The sequence below is a fragment of the Neisseria sp. P0021.S005 genome (assembly GCF_051956955.1).
Window position 1 is genome coordinate 1 of the sequence record NZ_JBQCWY010000027.1, and the last position, 16,502, is coordinate 16,502.

Below are 16,502 nucleotides of genomic sequence, written 5' to 3' on the forward strand. Positions count from 1 at the left end.
TACGCAATGATGCCGAGTTTGCGCCGTCTTCATTAATCAGCGAGCTGCTGGATACCATCGCCGCCATGACGGGGAAAAGCGGGCGTGAGTTGTCGGAGAAATGGGTGAAACATCATCCTTTGCAGGCGTTTTCGCGCCGTTATTTCCAAAAGGACGCGCTTTCAGACGGCCTCTTCAGTACGCGCCAAGATTATGCCGATGCATTGAACCAACCGCAAGCGGAAGCGCAGCCGTTTTTCCTTGAGGCTTTAAGTCAGGAAGAGCCGGGCAAAACCATTCATCAAGGCGAACTCATCAGTTTTTGGCGCAATCCTGTCAAAGTTTGGCTGAAGAAAAATTTAAGCTGGGATCAGCCGTATCTGGACGGCGCATGGGAATCTGCCGAACCGTTTGAGCCGCAACATGAAGGTCGGATTGCCGATGCCTATTTGGATGCGCGGCGCAAAGGTGAAGATTTTGAAGATACGGCCATTCGGCTGAATGCAGAAAGTCTGATGCCGGTAGGCGAGTTGGGCGGCTTATGGCAGAAGCAGTATCAGATATCTGCGAAAAACGTGGATACCGAGTTGATACACAGTAACAAAAGGCCGTCTGAACCTTATGAAGAATCCTTTGACGATTTGGTTTTACAAGGCACCATCGGCAATCTTTATGAGTGCGGCCGCATTGTGTTCCTAAATCAAAAAGACAATGCACCCAACCGCATTGCCCGTTTATTGGAGCATTTGATTTTTTGCGCCATCGCCCCTAAATCCGTTGAAAGCCGACAAACCTATATTGTCAGCCTGGGACAGACCGAAACCTATGCCGCCATCGGGCAAGAGGTGGCGAGGGCACTTTTGAAAGAATGGTTGGTATATTTCCGAATCGGACAAAATACCCCCTTGCCGTTTTTTGCCAAAACCAGCCTTGCCGCTGCGGAGGAGTACAACAAGAAAGAGGATTGGGATGCTGCCTTGAGAAAAGCCCATGATGTTTTTAATGGCAATAAAATGAGCAAAGGGCAGAAAGAATATACCGAAGTGAAGCTGGTGTTTGGTCATTCGGAAGAATCGCCGCTTGATGAGCCACTATTTGAAAACCTCGTCGTCAATCTACTTGTTCCACTTTTGACCGGCGTAGCAGGGAAAACCAATGCAACAGAACAGGAGTAAAGCATGGCCACTTATGCAGAATATTTGGATTTTGATACTGAAGAAGACAAATTGAAACAGCAGCAACTCTATCAGGCGACCGAGTTGTCGGCGCAAACGGTAGCAGAGGTTAAAAAGATCAGTCGTCCGCAAAACTGGTTGCTTGCCGCTGCGCCATATTGTCCTGATTGTCGCGTGTTTGTGCCGTTTATTCAGAAAATGGCGGAGTTGAACCCCAATATCCGCGTCAACTATATTGCCCGTAACGATTTTGACGACAGCAGCCGTTTCGATAATCCTCGCCAACAGGAAATCGTCCGTACCAACCAAAAAATTCCTGCACTGTTCCTGATGGGGCATGAAGAGGCCGGGCCTGTGTTTAACGAGTTTCCGCAAGTGGTGTTAAACCAAATTGCGGCAGATGAAACCGGTCGCACGGAATTGCGCGATGCGTACCGTGCCGGCGAATTTAATGCCGATATTGAGGCTCAGATTGTAGCGGCGTTGGCATGGGCAGAGCAGCGTTGTTGAGTAGATATTGTTGGTGTGTAAGACTATATTTTGAGCCACTTTGATAAAGGGGACAATTTCTAGTGTAATTTAGTTCTTACCTAGATTTTCTCATTATGTATTTACGTTCTGGAACTTCAATGGTTTGAACAATTTCAAATCCCTCTTTTTGGTAGAGGTCTCTAGCTATTTGATTTGACTCAAAAACCGTTAGGGAAATACTTTCTATTTCTTCATTTTCAAACATTTCTTGAAGAAAGTATTGAAAAGCTTTTCTACCTAATCCTTTTCCCTGCTTCTGTGGAGCTATGAGAAATCTTCCAATATGAAGATTTTTATCTTCTAGTTTGATTTTCTGGATGATGCCTACAAACTCTTCTCCAACAAAAATGGAAAAAATCCCTTCCATCTTTTGCAAGGATTGGGCAATCAAGGGATAAGAAATCTTTGGCCCCATCCATTGCTTCTGAAAACTTTCTCCCAAAGCATTAGACCACTGACAAATGAGTTGGGCATTTTCTAACTGAAGTCCTTTTTCAAAGTGAATTTTCATATTTGCTCCTAAAACTTCTCTTATATCCAACTATTATACTCTTTCTCATATTTTTTCCGAATAATTAAGTATGATTCAACTTTATTTTTTTCTTGTTGGAACGATTCTTGCTTCCTTTCTTTGCTTTGTAATAAAAAGGCCGTCTGAAAAGATTTCAGACGGCCTTTTTTGATGCTCAACGTTTGATCAAATCTCGATTTTATTCGGCGTAAAGGTTTGCCATTTGTTGCAGGCTGGGCAGTGCCAGAAGAAGACTTGGGATTTGAAGTGGCAGTTGCGGCAGCGGTACATAACGCTTTTTTGCAGCTGGCGGCCGATAATGGAACGAATCATATCGGTGTCGGCTTTCCACTCCGGATTCATACTGCTGAGTTTCAAGCCAAGCAGGCGGTACACGCCGTTGAGGTCGGGTTTTTGGCGGACGAGTTCGACAGCGATTTGCGCCGCTTCGGTTTCGCCTTTGAGCAGCAGAGCCTTTTCGTAGATGACGTTGATCAGGTCAAGATCGGGAAAGGTTTGCATATAGCCGATGAGGCGGTTGAGGCCTTCTTCCTGCTTGCCTTGCGCGGCATAGGCTTCATAGAGCTTCTCGCCGACCATGCTCAGATAGGCGTGGTTTTGCTGCTCGATGGCGGAATACGCTTCCACTGCGGCAGGGAAGTTGCCCTGACGGTATTCGATGTCGCCGAGGATGATGTTGGCGCGCGTACATTTCTTGTTGGCTTCGAGTGCTTTGCCGATGTTGTAGCGTGCGGCGTCGAAGTTGGACTTGAACAGTGCGGCTTGGGCGATTTCGCAATAGAACTGGGCGATTTCAAACTGGTAGGTTTGTTCGTCATGGCTCAAGAGTTGCGCCATTTCGATGGCTTTTTCCCAGTCGCGGTCTTGTTGGTAAATACTCAAAAGGTGTTGGCGGGCTTCGCGTGCCATATCGCCTTCCTGCAAGCCGAGGAAGATTTGTTCGGCACGGTCCACCAAGCCTGCGCTTTGGTAGTTTTGCGCCAATTCAAAAAGCACGCGCGCGCGTTTTTCGTTGACTGTGTCGGGCGAATCGAGCAGGGCGCGGTGCATATTGATGGCTTTGTCGTTTTCGCCGCGTTGACGGTAGAGCTTGCCTAGGGTCAGGTTTAAGTCGTATGACTGCGGCTGTTGGTCAATCACTTCCGCCAATTCGCGCGCGGCGCGGCCACTGTTGCGGTCAACGAGGGCGTCAAGGCTTTTGTAAAACCCTGCCGGTATGCTTTTAGCCTGTTTCAGGACGGTCTTCATATCGACGCGCGCGGCAAACCAGCCCATAGCGAAGAAAACGGGGAGGAGGACGATGGGCAGTAAGATGACCCACAATTCGTTGTCCATGGTATTCCTTTATTGATTGGTGGCATTACGCTTTGGGAGTGGCTTCGGAAGTCGTTGCCGGTGTTTCGGTTTTGACCGGGGTCAGGTCTTTTTCGGAAAGGTGGGCGTATTTTTTCACTTCGGCACGCAGGCGGTTGTTTTCGCTGCGCAGGGACAGCAGACGGCCGAAGAGGGCAAACATACCGAACACGATACCGATAATAAATGCACCGAAAAGCACGACAATTAGCGGCAGATTGATGTTTTGGCCGGGCAGGTAGAAGAAGGATACGGTGTGGGTATTGGTAATGGCCAGCAGGAGGAAAACAAGAAGAATCAGGATTTTGATGATGGTATAGATGAGTTTCATGGGTTACTCCGGGTTGGCTGCGGTTGGGGCAGGCCGTCTGAAAAATGGTATCAGTTTAAACGATTTGCCGGATTTCGGATAGAACGGCATGTTTCAGACGGCAGGGGAGATGGTGTCTTTATGCTGACGGGTACTTGTCAAACCCATATTGAAAGGCGTATTGTTCAGTCTTTAGTTATTATCTTACAAATCAGAATAAGAAAGGCAATCATCATGAGCAGACCAGTCCCAGCCGTATTCGGCAGCGTTTTCCACGCTGAAATGCCCGTTATCGCTTATCGTGAAGGTAAATGGCAACCGGTAGAATGGCAATCTTCCAAAGACCTGACACTCGCCCCCGGCGCACATGCTTTGCATTATGGCAGCGAATGTTTTGAAGGTTTGAAGGCATTCCGTCAGGCAAACGGCAAAATCGTGATGTTCCGCCCGACTGCTAACATCGCGCGTATGCAGCAAAGCGCAGATATTCTGCACCTACCGTGTCCTGAGACAGAGGCTTATTTGAATGCTTTGATCGAATTGGTCAAACGTTCCGCCGAGGAAATCCCTGATGCGCCTGCCGCTTTGTACCTGCGTCCGACTTTGATCGGTACCGACCCTGTGATCGGCAAAGCCGGTTCTCCTTCCGAAACAGCCTTGCTGTACATTCTGGCTTCTCCTGTCGGTGACTATTTCAAAGCCGGTTCGCCCGTTAAAATCTTGGTGGAAACCGAACATATCCGTTGCGCCCCACATATGGGTCGTGTGAAATGCGGCGGCAACTACGCTTCCGCCATGCCTTGGGTATTGAAAGCCAAAGCAGAGCATGGTGCAAACCAAGTATTGTTCTGCCCGAATGGCGACGTTCAGGAAACCGGCGCGTCCAACTTTATCCTGATTAACGGCGATGAAATCATTACCAAACCGTTGACAGATGAATTCCTGCACGGCGTTACCCGTGATTCCGTGCTGACTGTTGCCAAAGATTTGGGTTACACTGTTACCGAGCGCAACTTTACTGTCGACGAGCTGAAAACTGCGATTGAGAATGGTGCGGAAGCGATTCTGACTGGTACGGCTGCGGTTATTTCTCCAGTAACTTCTTTCGTGATTGATGGCAAAGAAATTGAAGTGAAGAGCCAAGAGCGCGGTTACGCAATCCGTAAGGCGATTACCGACATTCAATACGGTTTGACAGAAGACAAACACGGCTGGTTGGTCGAAGTTTGTTAAGTAGAACGTTAATATAAAAGGCCGTCTGAAATATTTTTTCAGACGGCTTTTTTTATTGGCATTTAGAAGGAAAAAGCGATAATAAAATGCTAAATTTTTTAAACAAACGGTAGTATTTTTAGATAATCGGTATATAATGCGCAGTCATGTTGTAAAAATACATATTGGAAATATCGAATTTTATTGATTTTTAGAAGAAGTTAAAAACAGTTATAGATATTTATTCTGTATATTTTGTAAATTTAGTTAAATAGGGAATGCTAAAAACATATCGTGTTAGAATTTCCCTCCTTTTTGGCTTCGCGGGATTCACTCTGTCAAGTCAAAAAGGAAACCAGTGCAAGATAAAACCATTTTTATTTTGCTATAAAAATCAAAAATAACTTAACTCTGGATGAACTAATCAATTAAAAAGGGACTCTGATACATTTCCGTCAAAAATAACCGGATACATGGTACGCGGACAGATCGCCTATATAAAGTCATCCAAGGGTTCTGTCTGACACCATGACCGTTTCCAATCAGAAAACCGGCAGAAGGGGAAACGCTGCCGAGTTTCTCAAAGCGGCCAACTTCAGTTTGGCCTTTATACAGGCAATTGTTGTTACGACAGAATCCGTCTTACCTCTTTAATCAATCGGCTTTTTTGTTGCACGCTTGTGCGGTGGGAAAGGCGATATTCGATACAAGGAAATACGCTGATTATGTCACATAAACTTGCTCCTCTTGGCCGTACCCACATTCGTCACGGCTCATCCACACCTGAAGCAAATTCCAAATCATCTTCTCCTCTAAAAGAATGGATACACACCCACAATTGGGGGGATATGCCGTCGGTTTCTCCTGAGCTTAAGCAATTAAGCGGTAAAAATACGGTAACGAGAGAAGTAGTGCATGTGGCGGAGGCAGCAAGATTTGACAGTTCATCATCATCTTCAGACGGCCTTGTGACAAAAATGCATGTTGCACGGGCCAGTGTTGCTTCTGTAAGCAGCGTTTCCAGTAAACATATCATTGCGCCTAAAGTAACAAATAAACCTGCCGCTACCGATAAAGCAACGGCAGCTAAACCAGTCAATAAATCGATGGAAAAAATTCTGGCTGAAAAGCAAAAAATTTACGAAGAGGCTAAAGCAAAAAAAATAGCCGAGGCTGCCGCTGCCAAAGCAAAGGCGGTCGAACGCGCAAAAGAAGCGCATAAAGCGGCAGTCGAAAAAGCGATTGCAGAGCGTAAAGCCAAACAAGAAGCCGCCCGCAAAGAGAAAGAGGAGGAAGACAGAATTGCCGAAGAAAAAGAAACCGTTGAGATTGTTCATAAAAAGAATCTGAAGGATTCAGACGGCCATGACAAAATAGCGGGCGTTTCTTCCGGTAAAAAAGCAATCAATAGCCACGACGGCCACCTCAGTTCGGGTAAAGCAAACAAAATTGACGACCATGCTGAAAGCAGGGTAGGCCTATCCGGAAAATACCGCGTGTATGAATCTAAAGAGTACGGTAATTACGTTCGTGTGAATGATTTTGGTGCCGATGCGCAGGGTAAAAAAGACAGTCTTCAGGCATTTAAAGCAGCTTTAGAAGCGGCTCATAAAGAAAAAGCCATGGTCTTCTTGGATGGTACTTACTATATTTCCAACCAGATTGTGATGGATAAAACCGTTTCCGGCGCACGCGGTTTGTTTGGTTCGGGTATGGGCAAAACCAAAGTAACGTTTGATAAAGCGCAGACGGGCGTGTTCAATCCGGACACCAACCATGACGATATCCGCGAATTTGCCGGTATTTTGGTTGATGGGCAAAACAATAAAACCATTGCCGACTTGTCGGTTCAATATACCAACCCTGATTTTTACCGCAAAGGCTTAAGCTATTTTGGCAAGGTAAACGGCATTTTAGTGAACGATGCGGACAATACTTTAATCAGCAAAGTAGAGGTTTCCGGTGCCAATCGTGCTGGTGTGATGTTTACGTCAACCGCTTCTTTGGAAACGGAAAAAGGTCAAAAACTGACCTTTAAAGCGCGCGTACAAAGCGGCGAAATTGATGAAAAATACGAAGCGCTGCCTTTGGGTGAAAACAACCGTATTGTTGATTCGTATCTGCACCACAACCGCGTTGCCGGTGCGCTGATCGGTTTCCAACAAAACTTTATCGGCGAGGGCAACCGTTTGGATTGGAACGGCCACGAAGCGGACGGCGGTACCGGCTATGGTATGGCTGTGGCTGCGGGTAGTTACAATTACGGCATCACATACCGTAAAAACACGACTGACCACAACTACCGCAAAGGCTTGGATGTGCATGATGGTACAGGCATTGTCATTGAAGACAATGTGTTAACGGGTGACCGGCTGTATGGTATTGTTGCCTACAACCGCCAGTTTTCTATGGATAAAGTCAAAATTACGGGCAATACCATTATCCAAGACCCGAGCTTCCGTTTGAATGTTGATGATGACTTGGGTAAGTACTACCACATGTATTCAGGGATTCAGGTACAAACCAATACCCAATACAAAGATTTGCACTCGGCTGATAAAGGTTATTTCGATATTAGCGATAATGTCATTAAAAATCTGACGGTTTATCAAAACAATATTCAGACCTACGCGATTGAGTTCCGTAACCATGAAAGCAAAATGGATTACACGCTCAATATGGCAAACAACAAGATCAGCGGCGAATCTACCAAATATCTGATTGCCGTCATCAACGATACCTACGACCGCGTTTTATCTAAAAACGGCATTGGTAGCGGTACCATTACCATCAGCGGCAATGATGCCGATATTGGTAAGATTATGAAAGGCGCAGTACCGGTTTATGTGGAAGAACACCATGGCAATGTCGCTATGCATGGTGCGGTGACAATTCACAACAACAAAATTTCCGTGCGCGAAGAATCTGAAGGCTATGTTGAATTTGCCTATTTAAAGAGCAATGCCAAAGAGTACAACATCACCAATAACACATTGAAACTTGGTGGTGCCCTGAATGATGCTTTGGTAGACGTACACAGTACCAACCCTAAAGGCAAAGCATCTTTAAATGTAGCCAACAACAAAATCATGACGGACATTAAAGGCAAACTGTATGATTCATGGCTGCGCTTTGAAAACGACATCAAGACGTATTCTGAAGGCAATAGCCATAACGGCGCAGCACTGAAAAAGGTGAATACGACCGGCAGTAAAGTGGCATTGAGCGATATCTTGTCAGAAGCTAACCATATTGTTGAAACGACTAAAGAGACTGTGTATCACCATACTCAGAACGTGTATACATCAGGAGTGGAAGAACATCATACAACGACAGGGATTTTGTAAGTTGTTGAAGTCGTAATCTTTATGTTTTAAATATTGATAAATAAAAAAAGGCCGTCTGAAAATTTTCAGACGGCCTTTTCATCTAACTCACATTATTTAGCCAGTTCGGCACGCAGTTTGTGGGTTACGTTCATCATCACTTGGAGTTGTTCCAGAGTTTCTTTCCAGCCACGGGTTTTCAGGCCGCAGTCCGGGTTAACCCACAGACGTTCAACCGGTACAACCTCGATGGCTTTGCGCAACAGATGCTCAACTTCAGCTTCAGTCGGTACGCGTGGGCTGTGGATGTCGTAAACACCTGGGCCAATGTCGTTCGGGTATTTGAATTCGCCGAACGCGGTCAAGAGCTCCATATCGGAACGTGAAGTTTCAATGGTGATGACGTCAGCGTCCATAGCAGCGATGGCAGGCAGGATGTCGTTGAACTCAGAATAGCACATATGAGTGTGGATTTGGGTGCTGTCTTCGCAACCGGTAGAGGACAGGCGGAAAGATTCGCCGGCCCAGTTCAGGTAGGCATCCCAATCGGCACGTTTCAAAGGCAGACCTTCGCGGATGGCAGGTTCGTCAATTTGGATGACTTTGATGCCGGCTTTTTCCAGATCCAATACTTCGTCGTTCAGAGCCAGTGCGATTTGTTTGCACACGGTAGAGCGAGGAATATCATTGCGGACAAAAGACCATTGCAGAATGGTTACAGGGCCGGTCAACATACCTTTCATCGGGCGTTTGGTCAGGCTTTGAGCGTAAGTAGACCAAGCCACAGTCATGGCTTCAGGACGACTTACGTCACCAAAGATGATAGGTGGTTTAACGCAACGTGAGCCGTAGCTTTGTACCCAGCCGTATTGGGTGAATGCAAAACCGCTCAACAATTCGCCGAAGTATTCAACCATGTCGTTACGCTCGGCTTCGCCGTGTACCAGTACGTCCAAGTCCAGTTTTTCTTGCTCTTCAACCACCAAGGCGATTTCTTTTTTCATCGCGGCTTCGTAATCTGCGGCAGACAGTTCGCCTTTTTTGAAGGCTGCACGTGCTTGGCGGATTTCGGTAGTTTGTGGGAAAGAACCGATGTTGGTAGTCGGCAGTAAAGGCAGGTTCAACCATGCTTGTTGCGCTTTGATACGGTCGGCAAATGGAGATTTGCGTTGGTCTGCGTTGGCAGGCAAATCGGCCAGGCGTTTGGCAACGTCTGCACGGTGGATTTCGCTGCTGTTGGCACGGGAGTCGGCGGCAGCTTGGCTAGCGGCCAGTTCTTCGGCAACAGAATCACGACCTTCGTTCAATGCGGCTTTCAGAACGCGCAATTCTTGGGTTTTTTGCAGGGTGAATGCCAACCAAGAGTACAGGTCAGGTTTGTTGGCTTTCAGTTTTTCTTCAACTGACAAGTCAAATGGAGTGTGCAGCAGAGAGCAAGAGCTGGAGATCCACAAACGGTCGCCCAGTTTGGCTTGCAGAGGCTCGACAGTTTCCAAAACTTTGTTCAGGTTGGCGCGCCAAATGTTGCGGCCGTCGATAACGCCGGCAGACAGAACTTTGTCGTAGTCGGCAAATGCGTCCAGCTGTTCAGGAGCGCGTACCAAGTCGATGTGCAGGCCGTCAACAGGCAGGGATTTCAGCAAAGTAGCGTGTTCGGCAACAGAACCGAAGTAAGTGCTCAACAGGATTTTGGCGCTTACTTTGCTCAAAGTAGCGTAAACGTCTTTGTATGCTTCTACCCATTCTTTAGGCAGGTCAACAGTCAAAGCAGGCTCGTCGATTTGAATCCACTCGGCACCGGCTTCAACCAAAGCAGTCAGGATTTCAACGTAAACAGGCAACAGTTTAGGCAACAGGCTCAGACGGTCGAATTCAACAGCGCCTTTTTCTTTACCAACCCACAGGAAAGTCAACGGACCAACAACGGTCGGTTTGGCTTTCAGACCCAAAGCTTGGGCTTCTTGCAGTTGTTGAACGTAGTGTTTGGCGTTGGCTTTGAATTCGGTATCGGCGTGGAATTCAGGCACCAAGTAGTGGTAGTTGGTGTCGAACCATTTGGTCATTTCGATAGCGAATTGGTCTTTGTTACCGCGGGCCAGTTGGAAGAATTGTTCCAAAGACAGGTTTTGGTTGTCGAAGCCGAAACGGGCAGGGATGGCACCGGTAGCAACTTGCAGGTCGAGGATGTGGTCGTAGAAAGTGAAATCGCCTACAGCAACGTAATCAGCGTTGGCAGCAGCTTGGTGTTTCCAGTTTTTCTCGCGCAAGTCTTTAGCAACAGCCAGCAATTCTTGCTCGCTGATTTCTTTGCGCCAGTATTTTTCTTGTGCGAATTTCAATTCGCGGAAGGCACCGACGCGCGGGAAGCCTGAAAAATGCAATGTTGTCATGTTAACTCTCCTAGTTGGAATTTTGAATCAGGCCAGTATGGCCTGAATGTTCGATATTGTAAATCAGAATGGGGAGGCCGTCTGTTTTATTAACGGGGGCGTACACCCAAAATATGGCAGATGGCGTAAGTCAGTTCGCTGCGGTTGAGGGTGTAGAAGTGGAAGTCTTTGACACCTTCGCGCGAGAGGACTTTGACCATGTCGATGGCGATGCTGGCGGCAACAAGGTTGCGCGTGCCTTGGTCGTCATCCAAACCTTCGTACATTTTAGACAGCCAGCTTGGGATTTTGACATTGGTCACTTGGGCCATTTTGGTCAATTGTTTGAAATTGGTTACGGGCAGGATGCCGGGAACAATTTCAACGTCAATGCCCATCATCACGCAACGGTCGCGGAAGCGCAGATAGCTTTCCACGTCAAAGAAAAATTGGGTAATAACGTGGTTTGCACCCGCATCAATTTTGCGTTTCAGATTGATTAAGTCGGCTTGTGCGGATTTGGCTTCCGGGTGCACTTCTGGATAGGCTGCTACGGAAATATCAAAGTCGGCAACGGAGCGCAACAGTTTGACCAAATCTTCGGCATAGAAAGGTTTTTTCTCGTAGCCGGGCGGCTCGTCGCCACGCAGGGCGACAATGCGGCGGATACCGCTATCCCAATAATCTTTGGCGATTTGGCGCAACTCGTCAGGGCTGGCGTCGATACCTGTCAGGTGGGGGGCAGCGTCAAGGCCGGTTTCTTGTTTGATGCGTTTGACGATGCTGTGTGTGCGGTCGCGTTCGCCGGAGTTTGCACCGTAGGTTACGGAAACGAATTTCGGATGCAGGGTTTGCAGGCGATGGATGGAATCCCACAGCATGGTTTCCATTTGTTCGTTTTTCGGCGGGAAAAATTCGAATGAAACATTGATGTCGCCTTTTAAATCAGAAAGGCTGTTGTTTAAAGCGGCGATTTCTCGAGCGTGATTCATGGCTATGCACCTTCTGCATATCTTTTATTTGTTGTCAGGTTGCATAATAAATTTGAGGTTGGTATGAGTCAATTTCGAAATTTTCCGAAATTGTATGAATAAATTTAATAAAGACCTCAGGCCGTCTGAAAAACTGTCTGAGGTCTTGTTTGATAGGGAAGTGGGGAAAGATTATTCTGCTTCATCTATCCACGCTTGTTGCACGGCTTCGAGAATACGCTCGCCGCAACGCGTCGGGTCATCGTCAAATTCAGGCAAAGCCATAATTAAATCACGCAGTTGGGTAAAGCGTACGGTTTTCGGATCGATGCTGTCGCCGTGTAAGTCGTAGAGTTCTTCGGCGATGCGTTGGGTATCTGTCCATTTCATGATGTGTTCCTTTATTGGGTTTGGGCTATTAGTAATTATTTTAATCAAGAAGAAGTTGGACTGCCAGATTGTTTTACGGAAGATTGGCAGATAAATGATGGCGCTATTTTTTAACAAAATAGCATAGTTGCGTTAAAATACGGCAAGACACTTAAAATTCACGGCAATCTGCCGTTTTATACTTTCTATTCCGCTTTGTATGATTTGGTTTTCATACAAAATTTACACTTTGTTATGCAACCAAATTTTTTGGAACGGCTCTTAAGACAATCCATCGCTTAAAAATAAAAGGAAAAAAGATGAATAACGCACTCAACGCCAAGCTGTCCAAGCTGATTTACGCGCTCGCTTCCGATGATCCGGAGTATCTGTCCCAAGCAGGTGCATTCGACCGTTTGCTGTTGTTGGTTCGTGAACTTTATCGGATGCTGGACGAAACAGAAGGTTTGAAGCAGCTGGTGTTCCGTCTGTATTACGGCAAGCATTATGGTTTGATTAAACTGGATGCCGCTTCACCCAATGACGATGCAGGCGCATTGAGGTTGAAACGTTGGATGGTTTATTCGCGTATCGCAGAGCGTATCGAAAATTGCGGCAAGCATTTGTCGGTCGTGCTTGAAAATGCTGTATTGGAAAATGGCGCAAACAAATCTCATTATATAGATGAAGCCAATGCCATTATCGAGCGTTTCGGTTTAGTAAGGGATGAGGCTGCACTTTCGGCCATTGAGGCGGAGGAAGCGTTGAAGGTAGAGGCTGAACTGCCGACCGTAAACAAATCTCAAAACGCGGCTCCCCGTTATAACGGCAATGTGCATCAAATCAGAATGCAAGAAAAAATTGAAAATTACTCCGCTACGCAGAAAGTGGCCTCCATGCAGATTTCGCGTATGCGTTTTATTTTCCCTCATATCAAATAGTTTGCTGCATAACCAAAAGGCCGTCTGAAAACCATGAATTTGTGGTTTTAGACGGCCTTCTTCATACAATCTTGTTTTAGTGGTCTTCACGTGCATGGTTGATCGTATATTTGGGGATTTCTACGACCAAATCTTCATCGGCAACGACTGCCTGACAGCTCAAGCGTGAATCGGCTTCCAAGCCCCATGCTTGGTCGAGCAAGTCTTCTTCCAATTCGGTCGGTTCTTCCAGGCTGTCAAAACCTTTGCGGATAATCACGTGGCAGGTGGTGCAGGCGCAGGATTTTTCGCAGGCGTGATCGACTTCGATATCGTGGTCGAGCAGTACGTCAAGGACGGTTTGGCCTTCCGGTGCATCTTCGATAACTGCGCCTTCAGGGCATAATGTCGCGTGTGGGAGTACGGTAATTTTTGGCATTTTTATTGTCTCGGTTGTTTAAGAGTGGTTGTGGTTAAAGTGGTTTCAGACGGCCTTGGGTATTCAATATTCAGGCCGTCTGAAAAATGGGTTTATAACATGATGCCTTTACTTTTTAAATTTTCCAGACATTCGTCCAAGTAAGCATCATCATGTTCAGCATAAATCGGCGAAGTAGCTGTTTCAGCCGCGTGCGAATGGTATGGGGCAACGGCTTTGCCGCGATACAGCGGGTCTTTCCATAAGGTATCGGGTTTGTAACCGCGCTTTTCCATCTCTTCCATAATCAACGCGTGATACAGATAGAGTTTGTAGGGCGAATGGGTAAAAACGTAATTAACCGTCGCATGCGGTCTGCCCCAGCCCGCTCCGCGTAAAGCAGCGCATTCGCGGTGTTGCCCCAAAAGCTGGGCGCGGGGTAGTAGGGGGATAAGGGTTTGGTGCCAGAGTCTCATTGTGATTCAAATAATTTTGAATATTCTGCGTAAGCTTTCTCTAAATTTTCTTTTGAGTAGGTAGTATAAATATGAAGACCTTCTTCAATTTCAGTAGTTAGCTTTGTTCCACTTTTCCCAAAGTATTCGTCTTTATAGAGACGGACTTTGGAATTTTTAGGTTTATGTGTATTTTTCGAAGAGATGAGATTTCTTAATATAGAAGGATTTTGTTGGTGCTTTTCTTTGATAAAGGAGATAAATGCACTTCTGTCTATTTCAAAAATTTTTTCTTGATGATGTTCTTCGACAGTTTTTTCAAAACCCAACTCTGCTATTTCATTTTTAGGAAATACAATTTCACCTCTTAATGAGAGAAAAAGCCTTTTCACAAGATTTTCATCAATTGCAAAAAGCTCAGTTTCTCCTATTCGGCTTTTGCCGAAAATTTCATGAAGTAAGGTTTCTTTTTCTTTATAGTTGTCGGTTTTAATCGCTAGAATACGTTCTAACCCGGCAACGTTTGCGTAGCCGTTGTTTTCCAAATGGCGCATTCTAGTTTCAAAATTATTTTCGTCAGTAATACCAATTTTATATACGCCTTTGATGACGGTTTTCATCAGGTAGACAATGCCCGCTTTTTCCATTGTTGTCCTTTATTTTTATTTCTGTATGAAGATATCTTTTCAGACGGCCTTTTTATCAAAGTCCGTCTGAAACCATTTGCCGTCAAATATTATCAACGCTTTGACCTGTCAACGCACGTTGGATGTTGCGGTTCATGCGTTTGGCGGCGAAGTTGTCTGTGCTGTGGCTGAGCTTGGCGACGGCGGAGCGGATGTCTTCGGCTTTGCCGTCTTTCAGACGGCCTTGCAAAACGGCGATGTCTTGTTGAATTTGTTGCAACTCTTCGGCATCCAGCAAATCGCTATCCAACTCAAGGGCAGCATTAACGGCGTCGGTCAGGCTTTCGGCTTCGACTACGGCTTCGGCGCGTGCGCGTGCGGCCATGTCTTCGGCGGCGTTGCTCATGCTGTCTTTGAGCATTTGAGTGATGGTGCTGTCGTCCAAGCCGTAGGAAGGTTTGACTTCGATTTGCGCCTGTACGCCGGTGCTTTGCTCTTGTGCGGAAACGGACAGCAAACCGTCGGCATCAACTTGGAAGGTCACGCGGATACGCGCTGCGCCTGCAGCCATGGGCGGAATGCCGCGCAGGGTAAATTTGGCAAGGCTGCGACAGTCGGAAACGAGTTCGCGCTCGCCTTGTACGACGTGTATCGTCATGGCGGTTTGACCGTCTTTGAAAGTGGTGAAGTCCTGTGCGCGTGCGGTAGGAATGGTGGAGTTGCGCGGGATAATTTTTTCGGCAAGACCGCCGTAGGTTTCCAATCCGAGTGACAAAGGTGTAACGTCAAGTAGCAGCCATTCGCCGTCGGTTTTGTTACCCGCAAGGACGTTTGCCTGTATGGCGGCGCCGAGTGCGACCACTTCGTCAGGATTGAGGTTGTTCAGTGGAGTTTGGCCAAAGAAGGTGGCAACTGCTTGTTGAACGTGCAACATGCGGGTAGAGCCGCCAACCATAATTACGCCCTTGACATCCGCCTTGGTTACGCCGGCATCTTTCAAAGCCTGTTTGACGGGCTCGATGGTTTTTTGTACCAGATTTTGGGTCAGATTGTGAAACTCTTGGCGGGTAATGACGGTATGAACTTTATGGCCGTCTGAAAGTATGGTCTCGATGACGGCTTCGGTTTGAGTGGTCAGTTTTTCTTTGGCGGTACGGGCAAGGGAAAGTAGAAGCTGGCTGTCTTGTTCGTTGAGTTTGGAAAGGTCGTTTTGTTCGAGTAGGTAGCAGAACAAACGATGGTCGAAGTCATCGCCGCCCAATGCGCTGTTGCCGCCGGTGGCTTTAACTTCAAACAGGCCTTTAGTCAGTTGCAATACGGATACGTCGAATGTGCCGCCGCCCAAGTCGTAAACGACAAACGTGCCTTCTGAGGCGTTGTCCAGTCCGTAGGCGATTGCGGCGGCAGTCGGCTCGTTGAGGAGGCGCAAGACGTTCAAGCCCGCCAAGCGTGCGGCATCTTTGGTGGCTTGACGTTGGGCGTCGTCAAAATAAGCGGGTACGGTAATGACGGCACCGACCAAATCACCGCCTAATGTTTCTTCGGCACGCGATTTAAGGGCTTTGAGGATTTCAGCCGATACTTCGATAGGCGTTTTTGCACCTTGACGGGTGTTTAATTCAACCACGCGCTCATTGGGTGTAAATCGATAGGGCAGGTATTGCGCCTCTTGTGCGAGGTCGGTAAGGGTACGGCCGATCAGGCGTTTGGCGGAGCTGACTGTATTTAACGGATCGGTTTTTTGGGCAGAAAGGGCGTTTTTGCCGACTTCAACTTCGCCATCCAAATAACGGACAACCGAAGGCAGGGTGGCGCGGCCGTCTGAATCGGGCAGGCAGACTGCGCTGCCGCTGCGGACTGTGGCAACCAAGCTGTTGGTTGTGCCTAAATCAATGCCTACGGCGAGGCGGTGTTGATGGGGGGCGGCGGACATGCCGGGTTCTGAAATCTGCAAAA

Annotated in this window: 14 protein-coding genes and 1 pseudogene; 5 read left to right on the plus strand and 10 right to left on the minus strand. The window is 47.1% G+C overall.

What is annotated here, in order from left to right:
- Positions 1 to 1,154 (plus strand): annotated as a pseudogene (locus ACTHUE_RS03100) (exodeoxyribonuclease V subunit gamma); the annotation flags it as partial.
- A gap of 3 nt (positions 1,155 to 1,157) precedes the next feature.
- Positions 1,158 to 1,664 carry a thioredoxin family protein gene (locus tag ACTHUE_RS03105; protein WP_004521060.1) on the plus strand — a complete coding sequence of 169 codons (507 nt, stop codon included), beginning with the start codon at positions 1,158 to 1,160 and terminating at the stop codon, positions 1,662 to 1,664.
- A 76-nt stretch (positions 1,665 to 1,740) separates the two neighbouring features.
- Here the strand turns inward: ACTHUE_RS03105 and ACTHUE_RS03110 are convergent, their stop codons facing one another.
- The 3 genes from ACTHUE_RS03110 to ACTHUE_RS03120 all read right to left on the minus strand — a co-directional run bounded on the left by ACTHUE_RS03110 (position 1,741) and on the right by ACTHUE_RS03120 (position 3,901).
- The gene (locus ACTHUE_RS03110) at positions 1,741 to 2,226 is read right to left on the minus strand and encodes a GNAT family N-acetyltransferase (RefSeq protein ID WP_440392563.1); all 486 of its coding nucleotides are present in this window, start codon (positions 2,224 to 2,226) and stop codon (positions 1,741 to 1,743) included.
- 156 nt (positions 2,227 to 2,382) lie between these two features.
- Complete coding sequence (gene lapB / locus ACTHUE_RS03115; protein WP_003684462.1) at positions 2,383 to 3,552, minus strand: lipopolysaccharide assembly protein LapB; 1,170 nt, start codon at positions 3,550 to 3,552, stop codon at positions 2,383 to 2,385.
- Positions 3,553 to 3,577: 25 nt separating this feature from the next.
- A complete protein-coding gene (locus tag ACTHUE_RS03120) occupies positions 3,578 to 3,901 on the minus strand; it encodes a LapA family protein (RefSeq protein WP_004521063.1) in 324 nt (107 codons plus the stop codon).
- 213 nt (positions 3,902 to 4,114) lie between these two features.
- On the opposite strand from ACTHUE_RS03120, the gene ilvE reads away from it, so the two are divergent.
- Both ilvE and ACTHUE_RS03130 read left to right on the plus strand, forming a co-directional pair.
- Positions 4,115 to 5,113, plus strand: a complete 999-nt coding sequence (gene ilvE, locus ACTHUE_RS03125) for a branched-chain-amino-acid transaminase (RefSeq protein WP_049344435.1) — start codon at positions 4,115 to 4,117, stop codon at positions 5,111 to 5,113.
- A 1,085-nt stretch (positions 5,114 to 6,198) separates the two neighbouring features.
- Positions 6,199 to 8,439, plus strand: a complete 2,241-nt coding sequence (locus ACTHUE_RS03130; RefSeq protein WP_070588515.1) for a right-handed parallel beta-helix repeat-containing protein — start codon at positions 6,199 to 6,201, stop codon at positions 8,437 to 8,439.
- Positions 8,440 to 8,531: 92 nt separating this feature from the next.
- On the opposite strand, the gene metE is transcribed toward ACTHUE_RS03130, so the two are convergent.
- From metE to iscX, 3 genes are all read right to left on the minus strand, one after another.
- On the minus strand, positions 8,532 to 10,808 hold the full coding sequence (gene metE, locus ACTHUE_RS03135) for a 5-methyltetrahydropteroyltriglutamate--homocysteine S-methyltransferase (RefSeq protein WP_004521067.1): 2,277 nt from the start codon (positions 10,806 to 10,808) through the stop codon (positions 8,532 to 8,534).
- Between the two features lie 89 nt (positions 10,809 to 10,897).
- Complete coding sequence (gene metF, locus ACTHUE_RS03140; RefSeq protein WP_049323818.1) at positions 10,898 to 11,779, minus strand: methylenetetrahydrofolate reductase; 882 nt, start codon at positions 11,777 to 11,779, stop codon at positions 10,898 to 10,900.
- A gap of 171 nt (positions 11,780 to 11,950) precedes the next feature.
- On the minus strand, positions 11,951 to 12,148 hold the full coding sequence (gene iscX / locus ACTHUE_RS03145) for a Fe-S cluster assembly protein IscX (RefSeq protein ID WP_039861945.1): 198 nt from the start codon (positions 12,146 to 12,148) through the stop codon (positions 11,951 to 11,953).
- Positions 12,149 to 12,447: 299 nt separating this feature from the next.
- Between iscX and ACTHUE_RS03150 the strand changes: the two genes are divergently transcribed.
- Entirely contained in the window at positions 12,448 to 13,068 is a 621-nt protein-coding gene (locus ACTHUE_RS03150; RefSeq protein ID WP_049337078.1) for a hypothetical protein, read from the plus strand.
- Positions 13,069 to 13,144: 76 nt separating this feature from the next.
- Here the strand turns inward: ACTHUE_RS03150 and fdx are convergent, their stop codons facing one another.
- The 4 genes from fdx to hscA form a co-directional block, all read right to left on the minus strand.
- Positions 13,145 to 13,486 carry an ISC system 2Fe-2S type ferredoxin gene (gene fdx / locus ACTHUE_RS03155; RefSeq protein ID WP_003686005.1) on the minus strand — a complete coding sequence of 114 codons (342 nt, stop codon included), beginning with the start codon at positions 13,484 to 13,486 and terminating at the stop codon, positions 13,145 to 13,147.
- 92 nt (positions 13,487 to 13,578) lie between these two features.
- A complete protein-coding gene (locus ACTHUE_RS03160; RefSeq protein WP_049337076.1) occupies positions 13,579 to 13,941 on the minus strand; it encodes a TIGR02328 family protein in 363 nt (120 codons plus the stop codon).
- A complete protein-coding gene (locus ACTHUE_RS03165) occupies positions 13,938 to 14,567 on the minus strand; it encodes a GIY-YIG nuclease family protein (RefSeq protein ID WP_049337074.1) in 630 nt (209 codons plus the stop codon). Before ACTHUE_RS03165 ends, ACTHUE_RS03160 begins: the two co-directional genes overlap by 4 nt.
- Positions 14,568 to 14,649: 82 nt before the next feature.
- Complete coding sequence (gene hscA, locus ACTHUE_RS03170; RefSeq protein WP_440423024.1) at positions 14,650 to 16,500, minus strand: Fe-S protein assembly chaperone HscA; 1,851 nt, start codon at positions 16,498 to 16,500, stop codon at positions 14,650 to 14,652.
- Between the last annotated feature and the right edge of the window lie 2 nt (positions 16,501 to 16,502).

Coding starts and splice junctions, on each gene's coding strand:
- ACTHUE_RS03105 (WP_004521060.1), top strand. CDS start 1,158: ATGGCCACTTATGCAGAATATTTGGATTTTGATACTGAAGAAGACAAA.
- lapB (WP_003684462.1), bottom strand. CDS start 3,552: ATGGACAACGAATTGTGGGTCATCTTACTGCCCATCGTCCTCCTCCCC.
- ACTHUE_RS03120 (WP_004521063.1), bottom strand. CDS start 3,901: ATGAAACTCATCTATACCATCATCAAAATCCTGATTCTTCTTGTTTTC.
- ilvE (WP_049344435.1), top strand. CDS start 4,115: ATGAGCAGACCAGTCCCAGCCGTATTCGGCAGCGTTTTCCACGCTGAA.
- ACTHUE_RS03130 (WP_070588515.1), top strand. CDS start 6,199: ATGGAAAAAATTCTGGCTGAAAAGCAAAAAATTTACGAAGAGGCTAAA.
- metE (WP_004521067.1), bottom strand. CDS start 10,808: ATGACAACATTGCATTTTTCAGGCTTCCCGCGCGTCGGTGCCTTCCGC.
- metF (WP_049323818.1), bottom strand. CDS start 11,779: ATGAATCACGCTCGAGAAATCGCCGCTTTAAACAACAGCCTTTCTGAT.
- iscX (WP_039861945.1), bottom strand. CDS start 12,148: ATGAAATGGACAGATACCCAACGCATCGCCGAAGAACTCTACGACTTA.
- ACTHUE_RS03150 (WP_049337078.1), top strand. CDS start 12,448: ATGAATAACGCACTCAACGCCAAGCTGTCCAAGCTGATTTACGCGCTC.
- fdx (WP_003686005.1), bottom strand. CDS start 13,486: ATGCCAAAAATTACCGTACTCCCACACGCGACATTATGCCCTGAAGGC.
- ACTHUE_RS03160 (WP_049337076.1), bottom strand. CDS start 13,941: ATGAGACTCTGGCACCAAACCCTTATCCCCCTACTACCCCGCGCCCAG.
- ACTHUE_RS03165 (WP_049337074.1), bottom strand. CDS start 14,567: ATGGAAAAAGCGGGCATTGTCTACCTGATGAAAACCGTCATCAAAGGC.